We start from the raw sequence: 17107 nt of genomic DNA, 5'->3' as shown, positions 1-17107 counted from the left end.
TCAGCGGGCGCGACCGGCCAGACGGCATCCCGCCCGCAGAGCAGTCGCCTGAAACGCGAGCCGCCTGAACGGGATGGTCGCAACCCGGCTACCGGCCCGCCTGTCGAGGGGAAGCCCGAGAAGGTTTGACGAGCAACCCCCTCGGTCGGAACGTCGAACGATCAACTTTGGCATTCGGCAAAAACTCCGAACAAGGAGCCGTCGCGAAGGAAGTACTGACGTTCGAGACGCGCGGCATCCGCTGGCTCGAGATCGAATTTCAGGTAGAACTCGGTTGTGAGAAAATCGCTTTCGATGAATTTGGTTTCCTGTCCCGGGTAGGCGGTGGCCGCCGCCAGGGCCACCTTCTGAATTGCAAGCCGTTCAACCATCTGCTGGTAGGACGCATTCGTGCTGCGTCGCCAGATCAACAACATCTCGGCAACGAATGCGGCGATCGCGCCGATTGACAGGCTCATGACAATGCGGTTCGGCACGCTTTCCCCGAACCAGCTCCCCTCCACGGCCGATTTGAAACCGACAAAATCCGGGTGCTGCGTGATCGTCTCGTAAGCCGTTGCATGTTTCAGGTAAGCCTCGAAGAAGGCCTCCGGCACACCATCACAGCTTTCTTGCAGGAGGATGGAGCCAGCTTCCGCCATCGCGAAAAGCAGGGTTGAGATCAGGTCCACAGAACAGCACAGATCGCCGACATAGTGGTTTCCTGCATCTGCGATGGCCAGGCCAATGGGGTCGGAGATAAGTTGATTGGGCATTTCGTTTCCTCAGGTTCAATGTTTCAAGGTGACAGTGAAGTGGAACCGAGGCGGAATTCTGAGAAACGGGTTTTGAACTTTTTTGCAAGTACACGGCGTAGGCCGCCGTCAGATGGCTTGGCGTAGCTTTGAGGACTGGCAGTACCGATGTGGCGGGGTTAGAACCTACGAGGCGGCCATATCGGGTCGCCGGCTCGGAAGATTGACAGTGTTCACCTTCGCGGTGTCGATCAGCGAAAAGATGCTGTCCCAGCTGACGGTTTCCTGCGCGGCAGAGACCGACGAACTCTAAGCCTTACGGAATCCCTGAATGGAGGATTAGACCGGTTTTCAGGACGGGTCCTCGCCGCGCAGAATGCGCCAGAAAAACGTGGGATTAACCTGTCTCAGCTTCACTCTCGAGAGGCGTTGCGCTCCTTGCGGTGCGATTTATTTTCAGAATTTTTTGGTGGCGTAGAGCTTTTGGATTAACCATGCGGGTGGCCCAGCTTGGCAGCCTTGTGTCCTCAAGGTTCCGGCAGAAGATCGCGTTCGCCGCCTCGTAGAGGCATTTGCGGCCGAACCGATCTCCGCGTTCTTACGCCCGTCCGTTTCGGCTGATCTCGCGCAACTCGTAGCGCCTCGGTGTCAGTCCGAGATAGGCGCTGGCACTGGAGGATGGGCGGAACCGGGCGGCAGCGTCGAAGGCAGACACGACCGCCATGGCGGTGATCGGCCCCATTCAACATGCGGATCCTCTCCGGGATCTCGGGCGAACTGGTCGGCTACCTCTACGAGTGGAACAATGGCGATCTGCAGCCTGCCTGGTTCGATGACAAGGTACAGGACGTGCTCTTCGAACCTATCTCGGCGACAGCGTAGCCTGTTTGACGGGGCAGGATGTTGCACGATAGCGTAGTACTAGAAGCTTATCCAAAGCCCTTCAGGGCCATTGTTGCGCCGCATGCATGACGCGGAGCACAGTGACCATTGTCGGCTCTTCGGAACACACGACGAGGTAGTTGGGTTGGACAACCAGCTCGCGGGTTCCCGGCACTCTGCCGGGGCGGCAGCGCTTCGGGTGCTCGGCAAGTTGAGCGACCTTGGTTTGGGTATCATCCATGAGCTACAGCGCGGCCGCGGGATGATCATCCGAGATGTAGTCGACGATCGCCATAAGGTCTTCGACCGCGACCGCCTTCCACTCAACTCCTGTTACGCGACGACCTCCCGTCGATCAGTGCGCGCGTCTCTGCCATGACCTTGTCGTGCAAAACCGTAGGCCGGTCATCGGCAAGGGCCTCCTGAACTTTGGCGCGAAACCAGGCGTCATAGGCGTCGGGATCGGTCGTGAGGCCCGCTGGCAATCCTCCCTCGGCAGCGACACGCGTCAGCAGAATGCGCACGGCGTCGGAGAGAGTCAGCCCGACGCCGGCAAGAGCATCCGAGGCCTGAGCCTTGAGCTGATCGTCGACCCGGACGTGAAGCATAGATGTTTGAGCGGGCATGGTCCGTCCTCCTGTGCTGCATTTGCTGTATCTCAATTGAGATACTATTCAACAGTGCAGCGACAACCACACGGGTGTTTTCCTCGCGTCTCCAGCACAGGAGCATCGTTATTTATTAACTCATGGCGTTCGAAGCGCATGCGGCCCGCGATCTGTTCGGGAGACCAGCCGGCCTTCAGCCCGACCTCAACGGCATCCTTCTGGTGCGGGTAGATGCTCACCTTGCGGTGCAACGCGCGGCGCTGCTTGTATACGTCGTGAGCGTTCACCGTGTAGTAGCCGTCCCCGTTGACCCTCTATCTGAGGGACGGGATCGACCAGTTTGCCGGGCAACGCGCCGGGAGCCAGTCGCAGCGACTTCGCTCGGGCGGTAGGGGAGGCTCGGGCAATGCCGATGTCACGAACTATCCCGGCCAGGTTCTTATGAATCTGAACTGGACACTGCCGGTAGCGGTATCGTCGCGCAGGTGGGCCCGCGTTTCCTTCTGGATCAACCCGGACGGCTCGCTGGGTTCGGTCGACATTATCGACGGATTCGGTTCGTCGGAGATCGACAGAGCCGCCAAGACACAGGTGCGCCGCGGTGTTCCATTTCCCAAACCTCCGCAGAGGAAAGGCCGGCTACTGACATTCGTTTACTGGACCTGTCACGCTTTGATGCCGCTCCGGTTCCGGCCGGCCCACCTGATGACGCCGGCCGAGCTGGAGAAAGCCATTGCGGAACTACGACGGCGCTGCATGAGCAATCCGAAAGCGGTCAACCGGCTGGACAGTCTAAAGAAGTTCCTTTCCGAGAAGTCGCGGCGAAAGACCGAAACAGCAATTGACAGAGCCAAACGCCTGCGCACACGGATCGCGTGGGAAACGGCGCAAGACAAACTGGAAAAGAAGAAGAGGCTCGGCCGGTATGCGGACCCGGCACTTCGATACTGGAAATTAAGACCGCCCGAAATTCGCGCCAAACGAATTTTTTCTGTGAAAAATCGTAGTTTGTGGCCTTCTCCGTTTTGATCAGTTCAGGGGTGGATTCATCTTCTACAGGAAGGGGCAAGAGCAGCCGGAAACCCTTCCCGGCAAGGAAAAGGAAGAACAACATGAAGATCGAGAAGAATACTGCAGACTATGCTCTTTACCTCGAAGAGCGCTCCATCTGTTTTTCGCGCGAATGGTCCCAGACCAATGCCACGGTGCCGCGCCGCCTGATCGAGCGCGCCGGCCTCATGTTCGAAACCGTCCAGGGGCATTGCCAAGTTATCTGCAGTGGATTGGAACAAGCGTGAGAATCGCGCAATCAGGCCGATATTTCGGCAGCATAACCTTCCCACAGTTTGAACGCGTCGGCTCTGGCATGGCGGTAGGAGAGAGCGGAAAGGCGATAGCGGCGGGGACGAAAGATCGTACTGATTGGGTCGTTGGCGACGAGAAATCGTTGTGCCTGGCGTGGTGACTTGAACCGACCCATCATATTTTCTCGCTTTCGCGTTGCCCGGTGTAACCCTTCGATCCTGTTGTTAAGACCCTTGTGCGCCCGGTGGTCGGCGTCCGGAGTGATGGCCTTGATCGGCTTGGTATAGCTGCGCAGCTTGCCCGTGACCACGACACGCGGTTCGCCATAAGCTGCAACCAGTCGGCCGAAGAAACGCATGGCGGCTTTGGCGTTGCGGCGAGGCTGGATCAGAATGTCGAGTACATCTCCATTGCCATCGATTGCACGCCACAGCCAATTTCTAACGCCGTTGATCGGGACGACCATTTCGTCCATATGCCATTTGTCGTGCGGCCGAGGCCGGTCGCGTCGGATGCAAGCCGCGAACTGAGACGCGAAGAGGTTCACCCAGAGACGAACCGCTTCACGACTGAAAATGACGCCACGCTCCGCCAAAAGGTCCTCGACATCCGCCGTGCTGAGAGCAAACCGGTGATATGCCCACACCGCATAGGCGATGGCTTCGCGAGGAAAACGGAAGCCCTTCAGTCGCGGCAATGAGGTCGGTATGGTTATGGTAACGCGCTATCCGAGAAGCACAACGCGAACAACTTGGCAATGCCGTTTGGACTGCAGGGCTTCGGCGAGATCATCGGCCGTCCGTCCGTAGGGCGAATGTTCCGGTCAGTTGCCAAGTGCCGCTTCGAGTTCGGCCAGTTTGGCGGTTGCCTCTGCAGGAAGGCTCTGAAGGGACGAGAGCAGTTCTGTGATCAGGTCTTTCGATCGCGCGGAAAGGTTACTGGCTTCGACGGTTGCGAGCGCGTTGTCGAAATTGATCCCTTCTTCGGTCACGACGCCTGAAGATTTCCACTCTTCCATCAGCCGGCGAAGCTCCTCCTTGGTTTCCTGCGCCGATGAATTGACTTGCTCCATTACGGTCGCAGCCATGTTGATCGCGCTGTCTTGAAGCTCGGTGGTAGCGGCTTGCAATTCGTCAGCCGCGGCATCGCGTGCCTCATTGGCCGCATCGCCAAGCGCCTTCACTGCATCTTCCACGGCTCCCGAAGCTTCTCCGACAGCGTCCGACAGTCTTTCCTGGGGAGTTGGCTCGGGGCGTGTCAAAGCGAAAATGGCAATACCTATGGCGGCGACGGCGAGGATCCCGATGATTGCGGTCTTGTTCATTTTCCAGTTTCTCCATCTTTTCCTGATGAAAAGGCGGTTCCAAAAGCCAATCGCCGCCCTTCCATTGTGCCACCGATCGGGTCGATTGGGATGCGACCCGAAAAGAGGACACGCTTGATGCTACTCTAACAGCTCAGGATCTCCAGAGCGCCAAGTTTGTCGAACCAAGGCTCCAGACGTTCCAAGGAGCGCATTATCACGTTGAAGCCTTGGCCCGGCACGGTCTGCGCTCACTTGTGTTCCCACCCGTCCGGCGCCTCGGATGCGAAACAGATGACAAAGCTGCCCTCTTCATTTGCTTTGAGTCCCGGCTGGTTCGCGTCGATACCACCCGACTGCTGATTTGGTTCAAGAACCGATCGCGTCTGCACGCTGTGGAGTACTAATGATGCTCTACACTGCATTGAATTGGATCATTCGACTTTTTCGAGGTCGCCCAAAATCCAGCCGCTCTCCAACCAACCCTCTTCCGGGCCGTAGAGACGGAACAGAAGGAAGTAGGGTTCGGTGGTCGGGATCCAGTTGCTTTCCTTGCCCTCCGGCGCTTCCGGGCCGAAATAGATGTCATAGGAGCCATCGTCATTGGCTTGCATGGTGTCGGCATCGCGTTCGGACAGCCCGACAGGTTCGACATTTCGGATGAAGCTTTTCGTCTCCATCGAGTAGACGATGACGGACCAGAAATCTTCGGCTGGCGTATCTGCCGGTACGCTCAGCTTGTACGTGGTATCGTGGTCGTACATCTCGCCGTCGCTGTCGCGCAGGCCGGTCAGGTAGAATGTTCCGCCACCGAGTTGTTTCGGCAGGTAGGTGATCCAGAAATAGCTGCCGCCGGCACGTGCATCGACCAGCACCTCTGTATCTGTCTCGTATGGGAAACCAGCCTCAGGTTGACCTTCGGCGAAGTCCCATATCAGCCATTGCGACTTGAGTTCATCATTCTCGTCGACCCAAAGCGGTATCATCGCTTTGCCCGGCGTCACGAAATAATGCTGCATCGAGGCGTAGGCCAGCAACAGGCCCTCTTCCATGGCCTGCAATTGTCGTTCGGTTGGCTCGAACGGCTTCCCTTTCTCGATCCCCAGATCCTTGAGAAGGTTCACCATCACCTTGTCCTGAGGACGGATCGGGTTGTTCTGAACGTAGTCGTTCAAGTCCTGAAAGAAGGTTTCGTTGTAGTAAGGTAGCGAGTCGTAGGGCACCTCGGACGCTTCGTGATAGGTGTTCGGGGGCGGATTGTCGGCCTCTGAAAGATAATAGATCCTGATGGTCTGAGCGTATTCCGCAGCGTCAGCATCCGTCCCGCCGTTGGTCAACTTGGGGCGAAATGAAAATCCGGACTCGTAGGTATCGGTCTCGAAAGGAAGATACCCGGCCTTGGTGAGGTCCTCGATCGACATCTCGCCGTCATAGCCGGGCGGAAGCAGAAGATACTTGCCGCCGGCGCCTTCATCGAACCCGTCCGGGCCCACATCGACGATCGGTACGTCCCAGGCATTCACGATTGTACCGAAATAGTTGACCTTGTCGGTGGCCGCCGGAACCTCGATTACGAGAGGCCCCGGTTGCGTCGTCATCGAGGACCACGCATAGGCTGTTACGTCATTGGCCGTCAGAAAGCCGTGTTTCGAGTCCATCGGTTTGTTCAGATAGACAACATCGTTGTAATCGCCCCCAAGGTCGCGGCGGATGCCCTTGAGGAAGTCGATCATGCCCGTGGCAGGCATGCCCCAGATCGCCGTCTGGGTGGCGCGCTGCACCATGATCTTGTACTCGATGTCTTCGATTTCGGCGGACCGGTCGAGGATATCTCCGGTATCGTTGAACGACTGGGCCGTTACGGGAGTAGCGGCAACGCCCATGCCGACCGCAACGGCCAGAAGTTGCATCGAAACGCCTCTGAAAAATGGCTGGAGTGGTCCCATGTCGCAAAGCTCCCTGTTGTTTCAGAAAGATTTGCATATCTGGAAAACGGATGCGTATCATTTCACGACAGGGGCCCGAATGCGGGGAATGACCGGGTGGCCCCATCACGGACGATTTCGGCAAAAGCGTTGGGTGCGGCGTTGGATCGGGTTCCCTCGTTCAGGCAATTTCATTCACGGATAGCGACTGCATCGTGCCCAGATCCACCGCAAGCTTGGCTGCCTGCCATGCGCCTCGTAGAGTGCTGGATATGGGATACGTGACGTCGCTTTTCGCACGCAAGGTGGTCGCTGCAGCGGGCGAAGGAATTGATGCTGCATCGATACTGTCCAGCATCGGTCTCACTCTCGATGATCCTTTGGACACCGGGAAGATGGTTCCTGCCGAGCGGTACTATGACATGCTCGAAATGATCGCCGAACGGATTGACGTGACGGACCTTCCGGTGCGGACAGGAGCCTCGATGTGGCTTGACGACTACGGCGCGCTTGGGCTGGCGTTCAAGGCGGCGACCACGCTCAGGGCGTCTTATGCGAGGGTGGAACGTTATGCGCGTCTGTGGACCAGCGTTGTCGAATACGAGCTGCAAGAAACGACCGAAGGTACCCTCTTTATCATGCGTCGAGCGGGCGAGCGGCGCCTTGGGATGCGGCTTTCCAACGAGACAACTCTGGCGAGCGCCGTCTCCATCGCAAGGCAGGTCTGCGCGGAGCCGCTCACGCCTGTGGAGGTGCTGCTGCGGCATCCTGCGCCTCGCTCGATTGCTGCACATGAAGACTGGTTCGGTTGTCCGGTCCGCTTCGGGGCGCATCTTGACGCCCTCCTCTATGCCGACGAGACACTGGACCGGCCCAACATCCTCGGAGACGAGGGCATCTCACGCTATCTCATGACGCATCTCGACGCTGAACTGTCAGAGATCACCCACGAGCCCGAGTTGATAGAGCGGGCCAAAGCCGCCATCGCCCAGTCTCTCAGCGATGGAGTGCCAAAGATGCCCGAGATCGCCCACAGCCTCGGGCTGAGTGCGCGGTCCTTTCACAGGCGCCTGTCCGAGCACGGGATGAACTTTCAGAGCCTGACCGACGAGACCCGTCGCGGTCTCGCAGAGGGGTTGTTGCGTGACGCCCGCCATTCCCTGACAGAGATCGCCTTTCTCACAGGCTTTTCCGAGCAGAGCTCTTTTACCCGCGCGTTCAAACGCTGGGCCGGAACGACGCCCGCGAATTACCGTAAGGATATGGCCCATCGCTGACAGGCGTTCTGGCGACGGCGGTCAAAAGGCTGGCATCGCCGGTCAATACCGTTCGTCCCGCCCGCGGGTATCCCTTGGCTACCGAAACTCAAGTCAAGGAGACACCCAATGCAAGATCGCCCCATTCTCGTAATCGGTGCAACCGGCAAGACCGGCCGCCGTGTCGCCAGCCGGCTCGAAGCGCGCGGGATTTCGGTACGCCATGGTTCGCGCAGTTCCGCCACGCCGTTCGATTGGGAGGCACCAGAGACCTGGGCGCCAGCCCTGCGCGGTGCCCGGGCTGCCTATGTCACTTACTTCCCCGATCTTGCTTTTCCCGGTGCCGTGGAAAAGCTTGAATCTCTTTGCGAGACGGCGCGCGATGTGGACGTCGAACACATCGTTCTGCTTTCCGGCCGCGGCGAAAGACATGCGCGCATGGGCGAAGACGTAGTTCGGCATGCCGGAATCGATTTCACCATCGTTCGCGCCGCCTGGTTCGCGCAGAATTTTTCCGAAGGCTATTTGCGCGATCCGATCCTGGCCGGCGTGCTGCCGATGCCCGGTGGCGATGTCGCCGAACCCATCATCGATATTGACGACATCGCCGATGTCGTCGTCGCGGCGCTTACCGACGAGAAGCACAAAGGCGAACTCTACGAGGTGACGGGCCCGCGGGTGATGACCTTTGCAGAGATGGCAGCGGAACTGTCGCAGGCGACCGGCAGAGAAGTCCGGCATATCCCGATCAGTTTCGACGCGTTCCACGCGAACATCGCGCAGGCAGCCGGTCCCTATGTGGCCGACGTGTTCACCGCTATCGCGCGCGAAACACTGGACGGGCGCAATGCCCATGTCACCGACGGCGTGATGCGCGCACTCGGCCGCGGCCCCCGCGATTTTGCGGATTTTGCCCGAGACGCCGCACGAACCGGCACTTGGACAAGCGCCGCCTGACATCAGCGTACGCAAGGAGCATGCCATGAAACCCACATTGTTCGAGAAGATTGCGCTCGGTCTCTCCGGCCTCACCGCGTTTGCCGTCGGTGCATCCATCCTGTTCATGCCGCACGCCTTCTACGCCAGTTATGGCATCGCCCTTGGCGACGATGCCGACCTGCTGAGCGAATTGCGTGCGCCCGGTGCCGGCCTTGTCGGTTTCGGCTTGCTGATGTTGCTCGGCATCCGGCGGCATGCGCTCCTGCCCGTTTCCATTGCGGCGGCGCTGACGGTTTTTATCGCCTTCCCGATTGGCCGGTTCGTCGGACTCGCGGTTGATGGCCCTCCGTCCGGCAACGTCATCGTCGCACTCGTGGTGGAACTGATCGTGGCCGCATTTTGCCTTGCAGCCTTTCGCCGCCGCATATGGCAACCGGCGTCTCGCCCTTCCACTGCGCAACCGGTGCGCTGAAACGATCGAGGCGGTGTGGTGCTTGATGCCCCACCGCCTCACTTCCAGCACCGATGCCTGCATCCTTCATTCGATGAGACCTCTCCCACCCCGAAACTGCGCTGATGGCTAACGTCGTCCCCGGGTTTCAGAACGGCATCAGGCGGGATGGATGGTGGAAGGTATGGAAGACCGTAGTACTTCGCGCATTGTCGATTTTGCTACAGATTTGGCGAAGTCGTAGTCAGTGACGAAAGCGGCAAAGCACCAAGCCGTCAGATCGTCATGGCCCGTCCTGCGACATGGCGGCCGTCAATCGGCAGCGTACGCGGTTGAAGCTCTCGCGCGATGTCCGTCTTTGGCCAGGTAATCATGATTACCGCACATCCCCGTAACCCGGCGGCTTCGATGATCTGCGGTAACGTTTCCAAGGTCGCTTTGAGAAGACGTTGGCCTGGTTTCGAGACCTCCGCCGCGATGTCGACCGATGCGTCTGCCGGTAGACCCTTGTCCATGAGGGCCGAAGCCATGCGCGCGGCGTGGCGCACGCCCATGTAAACCGCCATCGTTGTCCCCGGAGCGCTCAGGCGCGTTACATCGGGAAGGGGATCAGTGTCGCAGCCGCTGGCAGTTGCGAAAATGAGCGCATCCGAAACATCCCTTTGCGTCAGGCTTTGCCCAAGCGCTGCGCCTGCGGCCGTAGCCGCGGTGACACCGGGGACCAGCTCGATCGGAATCGAGGCGGCATTCGCAGCGTCGATTTCCTCGGTCGCGCGACCGAAAATCCCGGGATCACCGGATTTGAGGCGTACCACGCGTTTTCCCTTGGCGGCTTCCGCAACGATAATCTGGTTGATGCGGTCCTGCGGCCAGGAATGTGCACCGACATGCTTTCCCACAAAGACACGTTCGGCATCCCGGCGCGCCAGTTCGAGCACGTCTTCGTCGACCAGCCGGTCGTAAAAGATCACATCCGCCTCTTGCAACCGCTCGACTGCGCGCAGTGTGAGCAGATCGCGCGCACCGGGTCCTGCGCCCACGAGGCTGATATGGCCCGTGGCGGTGATTTCGGGCGGCCCCCCTGCCTCGATGGCTGTCTTGATTGCGCGGGCGGCCTTGCGTTCCTGCCCTTGAACCCACGCATCGCGCGGTACGCGCGCATTGACCGATCTTCGCAGTCGGCCCGCCAGCGCGCCGATGTTTTGCGGCAGAATTTGTTCAAGCCGCGTCTTGATGTCCCTCGTCAACACCGGTGACGTGCCTTCGGACCCGATGGCAACAACCAGCCGATCGCGATCCACGATTGCAGGCGTGGTCATGTCGCAAAGATCGCGAATGAACATTGGAAAGGCTTTCATGGCAGGTCTCCTTTCAGGCGGCGGGCCGTGAGCGGCGATGTGTCCAAAGATCGTTTGCCAGCACATCGGAGTCGCGATGGCCGAGCGTGTCCAGCGCAAGCGCGGCGGTCGCGGTCACGAGCGTGGCCTCAAACCCTGTCGTGCTCGCGCCGGCCCAAAGGTCCGGCAAGCTGCGGTCGCTTGCTTCGGCCAGTCGCAGCGTTTCCCGGCGCAAGGCTGGAAGGGTCGCGTCCCACACCCGGCCATCCCGCAGGCCGAACACGGCCAATTCCTTGGCCGGGTTGCGTTCGAACTCGCCACCCGCGCCCTTGATCACGCTGAGCGAAGACCAGCCCCGCAATTCAGCTGCTTCCGCCTGCAGAAGGCGGTAAGAGGGATGGAACACGCCTTGCACGCTCGCCCCTGCGCGGGCCGGGTTCAGCATCCGGCAGACCGTGTTGATGCACGACCGCAGGCCCAGCACATCACGCAGGTTCAGCAGTCGAAACAATCGCGGGTGCAAGTACTCGAGCGGCAGATAGGCTATCCCGTCGCGGTCGAGCAGATGTGCGGTCTCGTCGACGCTCTTGGCAAATCCGATTCCCGCATCTGCCAGCCCGGCACGCACCTTTGGGTCGCCGCCATTCCAGCCATGCAGCAGCACCCGATGCCCCGCTTGGGCGACCAGTTTTGCCGACAACAGGAACCATGGCTGGCCACGAGTCCGACCTGCAGCATAGCTGGGCCAGTCCAGATCAATGGCGGGCAGGGCAGGGGACACCGCCGCGGCGGAATCGGCAAAGCCTGCGATCTCTGCCGCGGTCTCTCCTTTCATGCGCAACAGCATCAGCAGCGCGCCTATCGCTTCGGGGGCGGCGTGGCCCGACAAGATCAGCCGCATCGACTCTTGCGCCTCGCCCCTGGTCAGGCTGCGCGACCGACCCGGCCCGCGACCAAGGATGCGCACGTATTCCGCAAGGCTCATTCCGCCGCCTCCCTTTGCCGGATCGACTGCAACAGGGTGGCGATTTCCGGGCGGCAAGAGCCGCAATTCGTCCCGGCGCCCAGGGCCGCGCCCACGGCCTCGACGCTCGCTGCCTTGCCGCTCTCGACAGCGTCGATGATCGAGTTCACGCCGATCCCGAAACAGGAACACACTACTGGCCCGGGGTCCGGCACATCTGCGGGCGGGCGACCGGTCAGGACGCTGTCAGCTGCTGTGCCGGGCACGGTTGACAGGTAATCGCGCATTACGGCGACAGGTTCGGGCGCCACGAACAGCGCACCCAACACGATGCCTTTTTCATGCAGCACGATGCGGGCCACGCCGCGCCCGTGATCGGCGACCGACACGGCTTGGGCATCTGGCGCATCGAAGAGTCTGCGCGCCTCGCCCTCCCAGTCCGCAATGGCGGCGGCGCCGGCCAGTTCGGCGCGATAGCCGTGCCGCGTGCGCGCAAGTGCCCAGTAATCCGATCGCAGCGCGATCTCGCGGGTGCTGACCGCGAACCCATACCATGCTGCATCGAACCGGCTGACAGCCACCACGCTTGCCTTGCTTTCGGGTTGGCCCGAGACCGGATCAGTGGCAGCCGCAACCAACGCATCGATCCGTGCCGACGGGGCAGTCTCTCCGGTCCAGTGCATCGGCGCGAAGACTTGGCCGGGGTTCACGGTATCGGTCAGGCGTGCGCGCAGAATGGCCGTGCCTGTCGGGCTGGTCAGTCGCACGAGGTCGGCGCGTGCAATACCAAGACGAGAGGCGTCGCCGGGGTGGATTTCGGCGAAGGGCTCCGGCAGATGCGCCGCAAGACGCGGGCTGAGCCCGGTGCGCGTCATCGTGTGCCACTGGTCGCGCAGCCGCCCGGTGTTGAGCCGGAAAGGATAGCGCGGTTCGGTTTTCGCCGCGGGGGGCCGCCAGCGTACAGGCAGTAGCTTTGCCTTGCCGTCGGAATGAAAAAACCGCCTATCTGCGAAAAAGCGTCCGCCCCTGCGCGAAGCCGTGACGGGCCAGCGCACGGGCGCCAACGTGGCGTAATCCCGGTCACTCAGCGCTGCGAATGCCGAGATATCGAAATCTCGCCCGAAATGGCTTCCAAGCGACGAAAGCGCCGCATACTCGCGGAAAATCTCTGCCGGACTGCTGTAATCAAAAGCCGCGCTATACCCCATGCGCCGACCGACCTCGGCCAGAATCTCCCAATCGGGCCGCGCCGCGCCGGGCGGCGGCAGGACCGCGCGCTGGCGGCTGATCGTGCGATCCGAGTTGGTGACGGTGCCATCCTTCTCGGCCCAGGCCGTCGCGGGCAGGAGAACGTCGGCAAGACGCGCGGTGTCGGTCTGCTCCGTGATGTCGCTGACCACGGTGAACGGGCAGGCGGCGATGGAATCGCGCACCGCGTCCGCCTCGGGCATCGACACGGCGGGGTTGGTGTGAATGATCCACAGCGCCTTGATCCGCCCGTCGCCCACGGCGCGGAACATGTCCACTGCCTTGAGGCCCGGCGCATCGGGAATGCGCGGCGCATCCCAGAAATCGCGTACGGCGGCGCGGTGGTCTGCGTTTTCGATGTCGAGATGACAGGCGAGCATGTTTGCCAGACCGCCAACCTCGCGCCCGCCCATCGCGTTGGGCTGGCCCGTGACCGAAAGCGGCCCGCAACCGGACTTGCCGATACGGCCGGTGGCAAGGTGGCAGTTCAGGATGGCGTTGACCTTGTCCGACCCGCTGCTGGACTGGTTCACGCCCTGGCTGTAGATCGTGACGACCTTCTCGGTACGCATCCAGAGTTCGCAGAACTTGTCGATCCGGACCCTCTCCAGTCCGGTCACGGACGGATCGTCGGAAAACGCCGCGTGCAATGTATCGTCAAATCCGTTCGTATGCGCGAGGAACCCTTTGTCCAGCGCGCCGCCTTCGTAGAGCTTCACAAGCAGCCGGTTGAACAGTGCCACGTCGCTGCCCGGCTCCAACGCCAGATGCATGTCCGCGCTGTCGCAACTGGCGGTGCGGCGCGGGTCGATCACCACGATTTTCGTACCGCGCGCCTTTCGCGCGGCCAGCACGCGCTGATGCAACACCGGATGGCACCATGCCAGGTTCGAGCCGACCAGAACCACCAGATCCGCCGCGTCGATATCCTCATAGGTGCCGGGCACCGTGTCAGTGCCAAAGGCGCGCTTGTGCCCGGCCACCGACGACGCCATGCAAAGCCGCGAGTTCGTGTCGATATTGGCCGAACCGATGAACCCCTTCATCAGCTTGTTGGCGACGTAGTAATCCTCGGTCAGCAATTGCCCGGAAACGTAGAACGCCACGCTGTCCGGCCCGTGTTCCGCGATCGTTTGCGAGAATCGCGAAGCGACCAGACCCAGCGCGCTGTCCCAGTCGCTCTGCCGCCCGTCGACACGCGGCGTCAGGAGGCGCTGATCCAGCCCCACCGTTTCGCCCAGGGCCGACCCTTTGGAACACAGCCGCCCGAAATTCGCGGGATGATCGGGATCGCCACGCATATCGAGCCCGCCCTGCCCATCCGGGCGCAGCAGTACGCCGCAACCCACGCCGCAATAGGGGCAGGTGGAGCGTGTTTCCGGCAGGCCGGAGCCGTCCATCACGCGGCACTCCGCGCGACAAGGCGCGCACCGTCGATCAGCACGCGCCCCGCCTCGACGCGCGCCGGATACGTCGCGATCTGTCCGTCCTCGTCCTGCGCCTGCCCGGTATTGAGGTCAAATACCCAGTTGTGCAGCGGGCAGGTCACGGATTGCCCGTGCAAGATGCCTTCGGACAGTGGCCCGCCCTTGTGCGGGCAGGTGTCCGAAGCTGCAAACACCTCGTCCTTGTCCGTGCGGAAGATGGCGACGCATCCCAGTGCCGTCTTGAGCTTGCGCGCGCCGCGCAGGGGGATGTCGTCGATGGCGCAAATGTCGATCCAGCTCATTCCGCGGCCTCCAGTGTCAGATCGGCAAGCGGCTGGAACCGCTCGGCCTGTTTCGCGTGTTCTGCCCAGGGGTCCTTGCGGTAGATGCTCTGGCTCAGTTCGAACGCGTCGACCAGACGCGCGCGTTCCCCGGGACTGGCGAGCCTTTCCTTGACCCAGTCGAGCCCCACCTTCGCGACCCATTTATAGGGCCGGTCGAGATACCTGGCGTTCTCTCGGTAAAGCTGGATGAAAGCGGTGGTCCATTCGATGGCCTCTGCTTCGGTCGGGACATCGACCAGTCTTTCGGTTTCCTTGACATCCATGCCCGCCGCACCTGCGACACCGACCTGGTAGCCGGAGTCGACGCAGACGATACCGACATCCTTGCAGGTGGCTTCGGCGCAGTTGCGAGGGCAGCCACTGACCGCAAGCTTGACCTTGTGCGGTGTCCAAGCCCCCCACAGGATCTGTTCCAGCTTGATGCCCAGGCCCGTGGAATCCTGCGTGCCGAAACGGCAATGATCCGTGCCGACGCAGGTTTTCACCGTGCGCAGCCCCTTGGAGTAAGCATGCCCCGAGACCAGCCCGGCCCGGTTCAGATCGGCCCAGATATGCGGCAGATCCTCGCCGCGCACGCCCAGCAGGTCGATGCGTTGACCGCCTGTCACCTTGACGGTTGGGACGTTGTATTTCTCGGCCGCGTCGGCGATGGCGCGCAGTTCGGCCGGGTTGGTGATCCCGCCCCACATGCGCGGCACGACCGAAAAGGTGCCATCCTTCTGTATGTTGGCGTGTTTGCGCTCGTTCACGAACCGGCTTTGTGGATCGTCCCTGTATTCGAGCGGCCAATCGGCCAGCAAGTAGAAATTCACCGCCGGACGGCAGACATGGCAGCCGTTGCGCGTTTTCCAGCCCAATTCCTGCCAAACCGTTTCCTGGCTTTTCAACTCCTGCGACTTGATCAGGCGGCGTACATCCTCGTGCGTCAGGTCGCTGCATCCGCAAATCGGCTGCGCGGTGGGCATCTGGAAATCGTCGTCCAAAGTGACCTGCAACAGCTGTTCCACCAGCCCGGTGCAGGTGCCGCAGGATGCGCTGGCCTTGGTCGTGGCCTTGATGCTCGCCAGATCGGTGGCACCGCCGGCGATGGCATCGACGATCGTGCCTTTGCAAATGCCGTTGCAGCCGCAAATCTCCGCCTCAGGCGGCAATGCTGCAACGGCTGACAAAGGGTCCGATTGGGTCCCCCCCTGCATGGCCGGGCCGAAGATCAGCGTATCGCGCATCTCATCGATGTCGGTTTCGTCCTTGATCAGGCCGAAGAACCAGTTTCCGTCTGCGGTGTCGCCATACATCACGGCACCCACCAGCCGATCGCCTTCGATCACCAGCCGTTTGTAGACGCCCCGGCTGGGATCGCGGAAAACGATGTCCTCGCGCCCTGGTGCATCCGCGAAATCCCCCGCCGAGAACAGATCGCAGCCCGTCACCTTGAGCTTGGTTGCCACGTCCTTGACGACAAAAGCGTCGGGCTTGCCCAGCAGGCTATGCGCCAGCACTTTTGCCTGATCGTAAAGCGGTGCGACGAGGCCAAAAAGGTGCCCGTCAAACTCCACGCATTCCCCGACGGCATGGATGTCGGGGTCCGAGGTCTGCATCTGCGCGTTCACCTCGATCCCCCGCGCGACCTCGAGTCCCGCATCAGAGGCAAGCCTGGTCTCGGGCCGGATGCCCACGGCCATTACGACCAGGTCGGCGGGCAGGGTTTCGTCGCCTTCGAGCAGTACCGCTTCGGCCCGGCCATCCCCGATGATCGCCTTTGTTGATGCCTGCGTGCGAATGGTGATGCCGCGCTTTTCCAGATCGCGGCGCAGCAGGTAGCCTGCCGCCTCGTCGAGTTGCCGCTCCATCAGATGACCCATCAGGTGCACGACGGTGACGTCCATTCCACGTTCGGCCAGCCCCGCCGCGGCCTCCAGCCCCAGCAATCCGCCGCCGATAACCACCGCCTTGCCGCCCTTGGTGGACGCCTCGATCATCGCGTTCGTGTCGTCGAGATCGCGATAGGTGATCACCCCGGGAAGATCCTTGCCCGGAACCGGGATGATGAAGGGCGCTGATCCCGTGGAGATGATGAGCTTGTCATATGGCACATGTCCGTTCTGACCCTCCACGACCTTCATCTCGGGGTCGATCTTGACCACGTGCTCGCCAAACCGGCAGGTCACTCCGTGCTGCGCATACCAGTCGCCGTCATGGGTAACGATGTCCTCGTAGGTCTTTTCGCCTGAAAGGACCGGGGACAGCATGATGCGGTTATAGTTCCCGCGCGGTTCGGCATTGAACAGCGTGATTTCGTAAGCGCCTGGGTCGGTCTCGACCAACGTCTCGATAACCCGGCCCGAGGCCATGCCGGCTCCGATGATGACAAGTCTCTGCGTCAT

At 61.2% G+C, this 17107-nt stretch carries 18 protein-coding genes and 1 pseudogene; 6 read left to right on the top strand and 13 right to left on the bottom strand.

What is annotated here, in order from left to right; genetic code table 11:
• Positions 1-161: 161 nt before the first annotated feature.
• Both ACFORG_RS03945 and ACFORG_RS03940 read right to left on the bottom strand, forming a co-directional pair.
• Positions 162-755, bottom strand: coding sequence for a hypothetical protein (locus ACFORG_RS03945; protein ID WP_386734093.1), 594 nt, complete (start codon positions 753-755; stop codon positions 162-164).
• Positions 756-1332: 577 nt separating this feature from the next.
• Positions 1333-1476, bottom strand: a complete 144-nt coding sequence (locus ACFORG_RS03940) for a transposase (protein WP_386734092.1) — start codon at positions 1474-1476, stop codon at positions 1333-1335.
• A 5-nt stretch (positions 1477-1481) separates the two neighbouring features.
• Between ACFORG_RS03940 and ACFORG_RS03935 the strand changes: the two genes are divergently transcribed.
• Positions 1482-1616, top strand: coding sequence for a hypothetical protein (locus ACFORG_RS03935; protein WP_386734091.1), 135 nt, complete (start codon positions 1482-1484; stop codon positions 1614-1616).
• Between the two features lie 61 nt (positions 1617-1677).
• On the opposite strand, the gene ACFORG_RS03930 is transcribed toward ACFORG_RS03935, so the two are convergent.
• From ACFORG_RS03930 to ACFORG_RS23805, 3 genes and pseudogenes are all read right to left on the bottom strand, one after another.
• A complete protein-coding gene (locus ACFORG_RS03930; RefSeq protein WP_386734090.1) occupies positions 1678-1857 on the bottom strand; it encodes a type II toxin-antitoxin system RelE/ParE family toxin in 180 nt (59 codons plus the stop codon).
• A gap of 82 nt (positions 1858-1939) precedes the next feature.
• Positions 1940-2242 (bottom strand): type II toxin-antitoxin system RelB family antitoxin, encoded by a 303-nt coding sequence (gene relB / locus ACFORG_RS03925; RefSeq protein WP_386734089.1) that lies wholly within the window; start codon positions 2240-2242, stop codon positions 1940-1942.
• A 122-nt stretch (positions 2243-2364) separates the two neighbouring features.
• Positions 2365-2523, bottom strand: a pseudogene (locus tag ACFORG_RS23805) (IS30 family transposase); the annotation flags it as partial.
• A gap of 7 nt (positions 2524-2530) precedes the next feature.
• Here ACFORG_RS23805 and ACFORG_RS03920 point away from each other — a divergent pair.
• Positions 2531-3253, top strand: coding sequence for a TonB family protein (locus tag ACFORG_RS03920; RefSeq protein WP_386734088.1), 723 nt, complete (start codon positions 2531-2533; stop codon positions 3251-3253).
• Positions 3254-3336: 83 nt separating this feature from the next.
• Positions 3337-3522 carry a hypothetical protein gene (locus tag ACFORG_RS03915; RefSeq protein ID WP_386734087.1) on the top strand — a complete coding sequence of 62 codons (186 nt, stop codon included), beginning with the start codon at positions 3337-3339 and terminating at the stop codon, positions 3520-3522.
• Positions 3523-3533: 11 nt separating this feature from the next.
• On the opposite strand, the gene ACFORG_RS03910 is transcribed toward ACFORG_RS03915, so the two are convergent.
• The 3 genes from ACFORG_RS03910 to ACFORG_RS03900 form a co-directional block, all read right to left on the bottom strand.
• Entirely contained in the window at positions 3534-4244 is a 711-nt protein-coding gene (locus ACFORG_RS03910; RefSeq protein ID WP_386734115.1) for an IS6 family transposase, read from the bottom strand.
• Positions 4245-4352: 108 nt separating this feature from the next.
• Positions 4353-4853 (bottom strand): hypothetical protein, encoded by a 501-nt coding sequence (locus ACFORG_RS03905; RefSeq protein WP_386734086.1) that lies wholly within the window; start codon positions 4851-4853, stop codon positions 4353-4355.
• Between the two features lie 413 nt (positions 4854-5266).
• Complete coding sequence (locus ACFORG_RS03900) at positions 5267-6778, bottom strand: DUF1214 domain-containing protein (protein ID WP_386734085.1); 1512 nt, start codon at positions 6776-6778, stop codon at positions 5267-5269.
• A gap of 194 nt (positions 6779-6972) precedes the next feature.
• On the opposite strand from ACFORG_RS03900, the gene ACFORG_RS03895 reads away from it, so the two are divergent.
• The 3 genes from ACFORG_RS03895 to ACFORG_RS03885 all read left to right on the top strand — a co-directional run bounded on the left by ACFORG_RS03895 (position 6973) and on the right by ACFORG_RS03885 (position 9424).
• Entirely contained in the window at positions 6973-8034 is a 1062-nt protein-coding gene (locus ACFORG_RS03895; RefSeq protein WP_386734084.1) for an AraC family transcriptional regulator, read from the top strand.
• Positions 8035-8142: 108 nt separating this feature from the next.
• Complete coding sequence (locus ACFORG_RS03890) at positions 8143-8970, top strand: NmrA family NAD(P)-binding protein (protein ID WP_386734083.1); 828 nt, start codon at positions 8143-8145, stop codon at positions 8968-8970.
• Positions 8971-8995: 25 nt separating this feature from the next.
• Positions 8996-9424: a DUF4345 domain-containing protein gene (locus tag ACFORG_RS03885; RefSeq protein WP_386734082.1), complete on the top strand. Its 429-nt coding sequence runs from the start codon at positions 8996-8998 to the stop codon at positions 9422-9424.
• A 254-nt stretch (positions 9425-9678) separates the two neighbouring features.
• Here ACFORG_RS03885 and cobA read toward each other — a convergent pair whose 3' ends face one another.
• Genes cobA through nirB form a run of 5 tightly spaced genes read right to left on the bottom strand, consistent with a single transcriptional unit; the run spans position 9679 to position 17107 of the window.
• Positions 9679-10761, bottom strand: a complete 1083-nt coding sequence (cobA, locus tag ACFORG_RS03880) for a uroporphyrinogen-III C-methyltransferase (protein WP_386734081.1) — start codon at positions 10759-10761, stop codon at positions 9679-9681.
• 13 nt (positions 10762-10774) lie between these two features.
• Complete coding sequence (locus ACFORG_RS03875; RefSeq protein ID WP_386734080.1) at positions 10775-11725, bottom strand: glycosyl transferase family protein; 951 nt, start codon at positions 11723-11725, stop codon at positions 10775-10777.
• Positions 11722-14352: a molybdopterin-dependent oxidoreductase gene (locus ACFORG_RS03870; RefSeq protein WP_386734079.1), complete on the bottom strand. Its 2631-nt coding sequence runs from the start codon at positions 14350-14352 to the stop codon at positions 11722-11724. Before ACFORG_RS03870 ends, ACFORG_RS03875 begins: the two co-directional genes overlap by 4 nt.
• Entirely contained in the window at positions 14352-14681 is a 330-nt protein-coding gene (gene nirD, locus ACFORG_RS03865; protein WP_386734078.1) for a nitrite reductase small subunit NirD, read from the bottom strand. Before nirD ends, ACFORG_RS03870 begins: the two co-directional genes overlap by 1 nt.
• Positions 14678-17107, bottom strand: coding sequence for a nitrite reductase large subunit NirB (gene nirB / locus ACFORG_RS03860; RefSeq protein ID WP_386734077.1), 2430 nt, complete (start codon positions 17105-17107; stop codon positions 14678-14680). The genes nirD and nirB overlap by 4 nt, the downstream gene beginning before the upstream one ends.

The organism is Lutimaribacter marinistellae (assembly GCF_042648365.1).
Taxonomy (GTDB): Bacteria; Pseudomonadota; Alphaproteobacteria; order Rhodobacterales; family Rhodobacteraceae; genus Lutimaribacter_A; species Lutimaribacter_A marinistellae.
This window is presented reverse-complemented; position numbering and strand designations above follow the sequence as displayed.

What these genes read in the sequence shown, in the direction of transcription:
- ACFORG_RS03900 (WP_386734085.1), bottom strand. Translation starts at nt 6,778, where the DNA reads ATGGGACCACTCCAGCCATTTTTCAGAGGCGTTTCGATGCAACTTCTG.
- cobA (WP_386734081.1), bottom strand. Translation starts at nt 10,761, where the DNA reads ATGAAAGCCTTTCCAATGTTCATTCGCGATCTTTGCGACATGACCACG.
- nirD (WP_386734078.1), bottom strand. Translation starts at nt 14,681, where the DNA reads ATGAGCTGGATCGACATTTGCGCCATCGACGACATCCCCCTGCGCGGC.
- ACFORG_RS03890 (WP_386734083.1), top strand. Translation starts at nt 8,143, where the DNA reads ATGCAAGATCGCCCCATTCTCGTAATCGGTGCAACCGGCAAGACCGGC.
- relB (WP_386734089.1), bottom strand. Translation starts at nt 2,242, where the DNA reads ATGCCCGCTCAAACATCTATGCTTCACGTCCGGGTCGACGATCAGCTC.
- ACFORG_RS03930 (WP_386734090.1), bottom strand. Translation starts at nt 1,857, where the DNA reads ATGGATGATACCCAAACCAAGGTCGCTCAACTTGCCGAGCACCCGAAG.
- ACFORG_RS03940 (WP_386734092.1), bottom strand. Translation starts at nt 1,476, where the DNA reads ATGGGGCCGATCACCGCCATGGCGGTCGTGTCTGCCTTCGACGCTGCC.
- ACFORG_RS03915 (WP_386734087.1), top strand. Translation starts at nt 3,337, where the DNA reads ATGAAGATCGAGAAGAATACTGCAGACTATGCTCTTTACCTCGAAGAG.
- ACFORG_RS03935 (WP_386734091.1), top strand. Translation starts at nt 1,482, where the DNA reads ATGCGGATCCTCTCCGGGATCTCGGGCGAACTGGTCGGCTACCTCTAC.
- ACFORG_RS03885 (WP_386734082.1), top strand. Translation starts at nt 8,996, where the DNA reads ATGAAACCCACATTGTTCGAGAAGATTGCGCTCGGTCTCTCCGGCCTC.
- ACFORG_RS03945 (WP_386734093.1), bottom strand. Translation starts at nt 755, where the DNA reads ATGCCCAATCAACTTATCTCCGACCCCATTGGCCTGGCCATCGCAGAT.
- ACFORG_RS03875 (WP_386734080.1), bottom strand. Translation starts at nt 11,725, where the DNA reads ATGAGCCTTGCGGAATACGTGCGCATCCTTGGTCGCGGGCCGGGTCGG.
- ACFORG_RS03905 (WP_386734086.1), bottom strand. Translation starts at nt 4,853, where the DNA reads ATGAACAAGACCGCAATCATCGGGATCCTCGCCGTCGCCGCCATAGGT.
- ACFORG_RS03870 (WP_386734079.1), bottom strand. Translation starts at nt 14,352, where the DNA reads ATGGACGGCTCCGGCCTGCCGGAAACACGCTCCACCTGCCCCTATTGC.
- nirB (WP_386734077.1), bottom strand. Translation starts at nt 17,107, where the DNA reads ATGACGCAGAGACTTGTCATCATCGGAGCCGGCATGGCCTCGGGCCGG.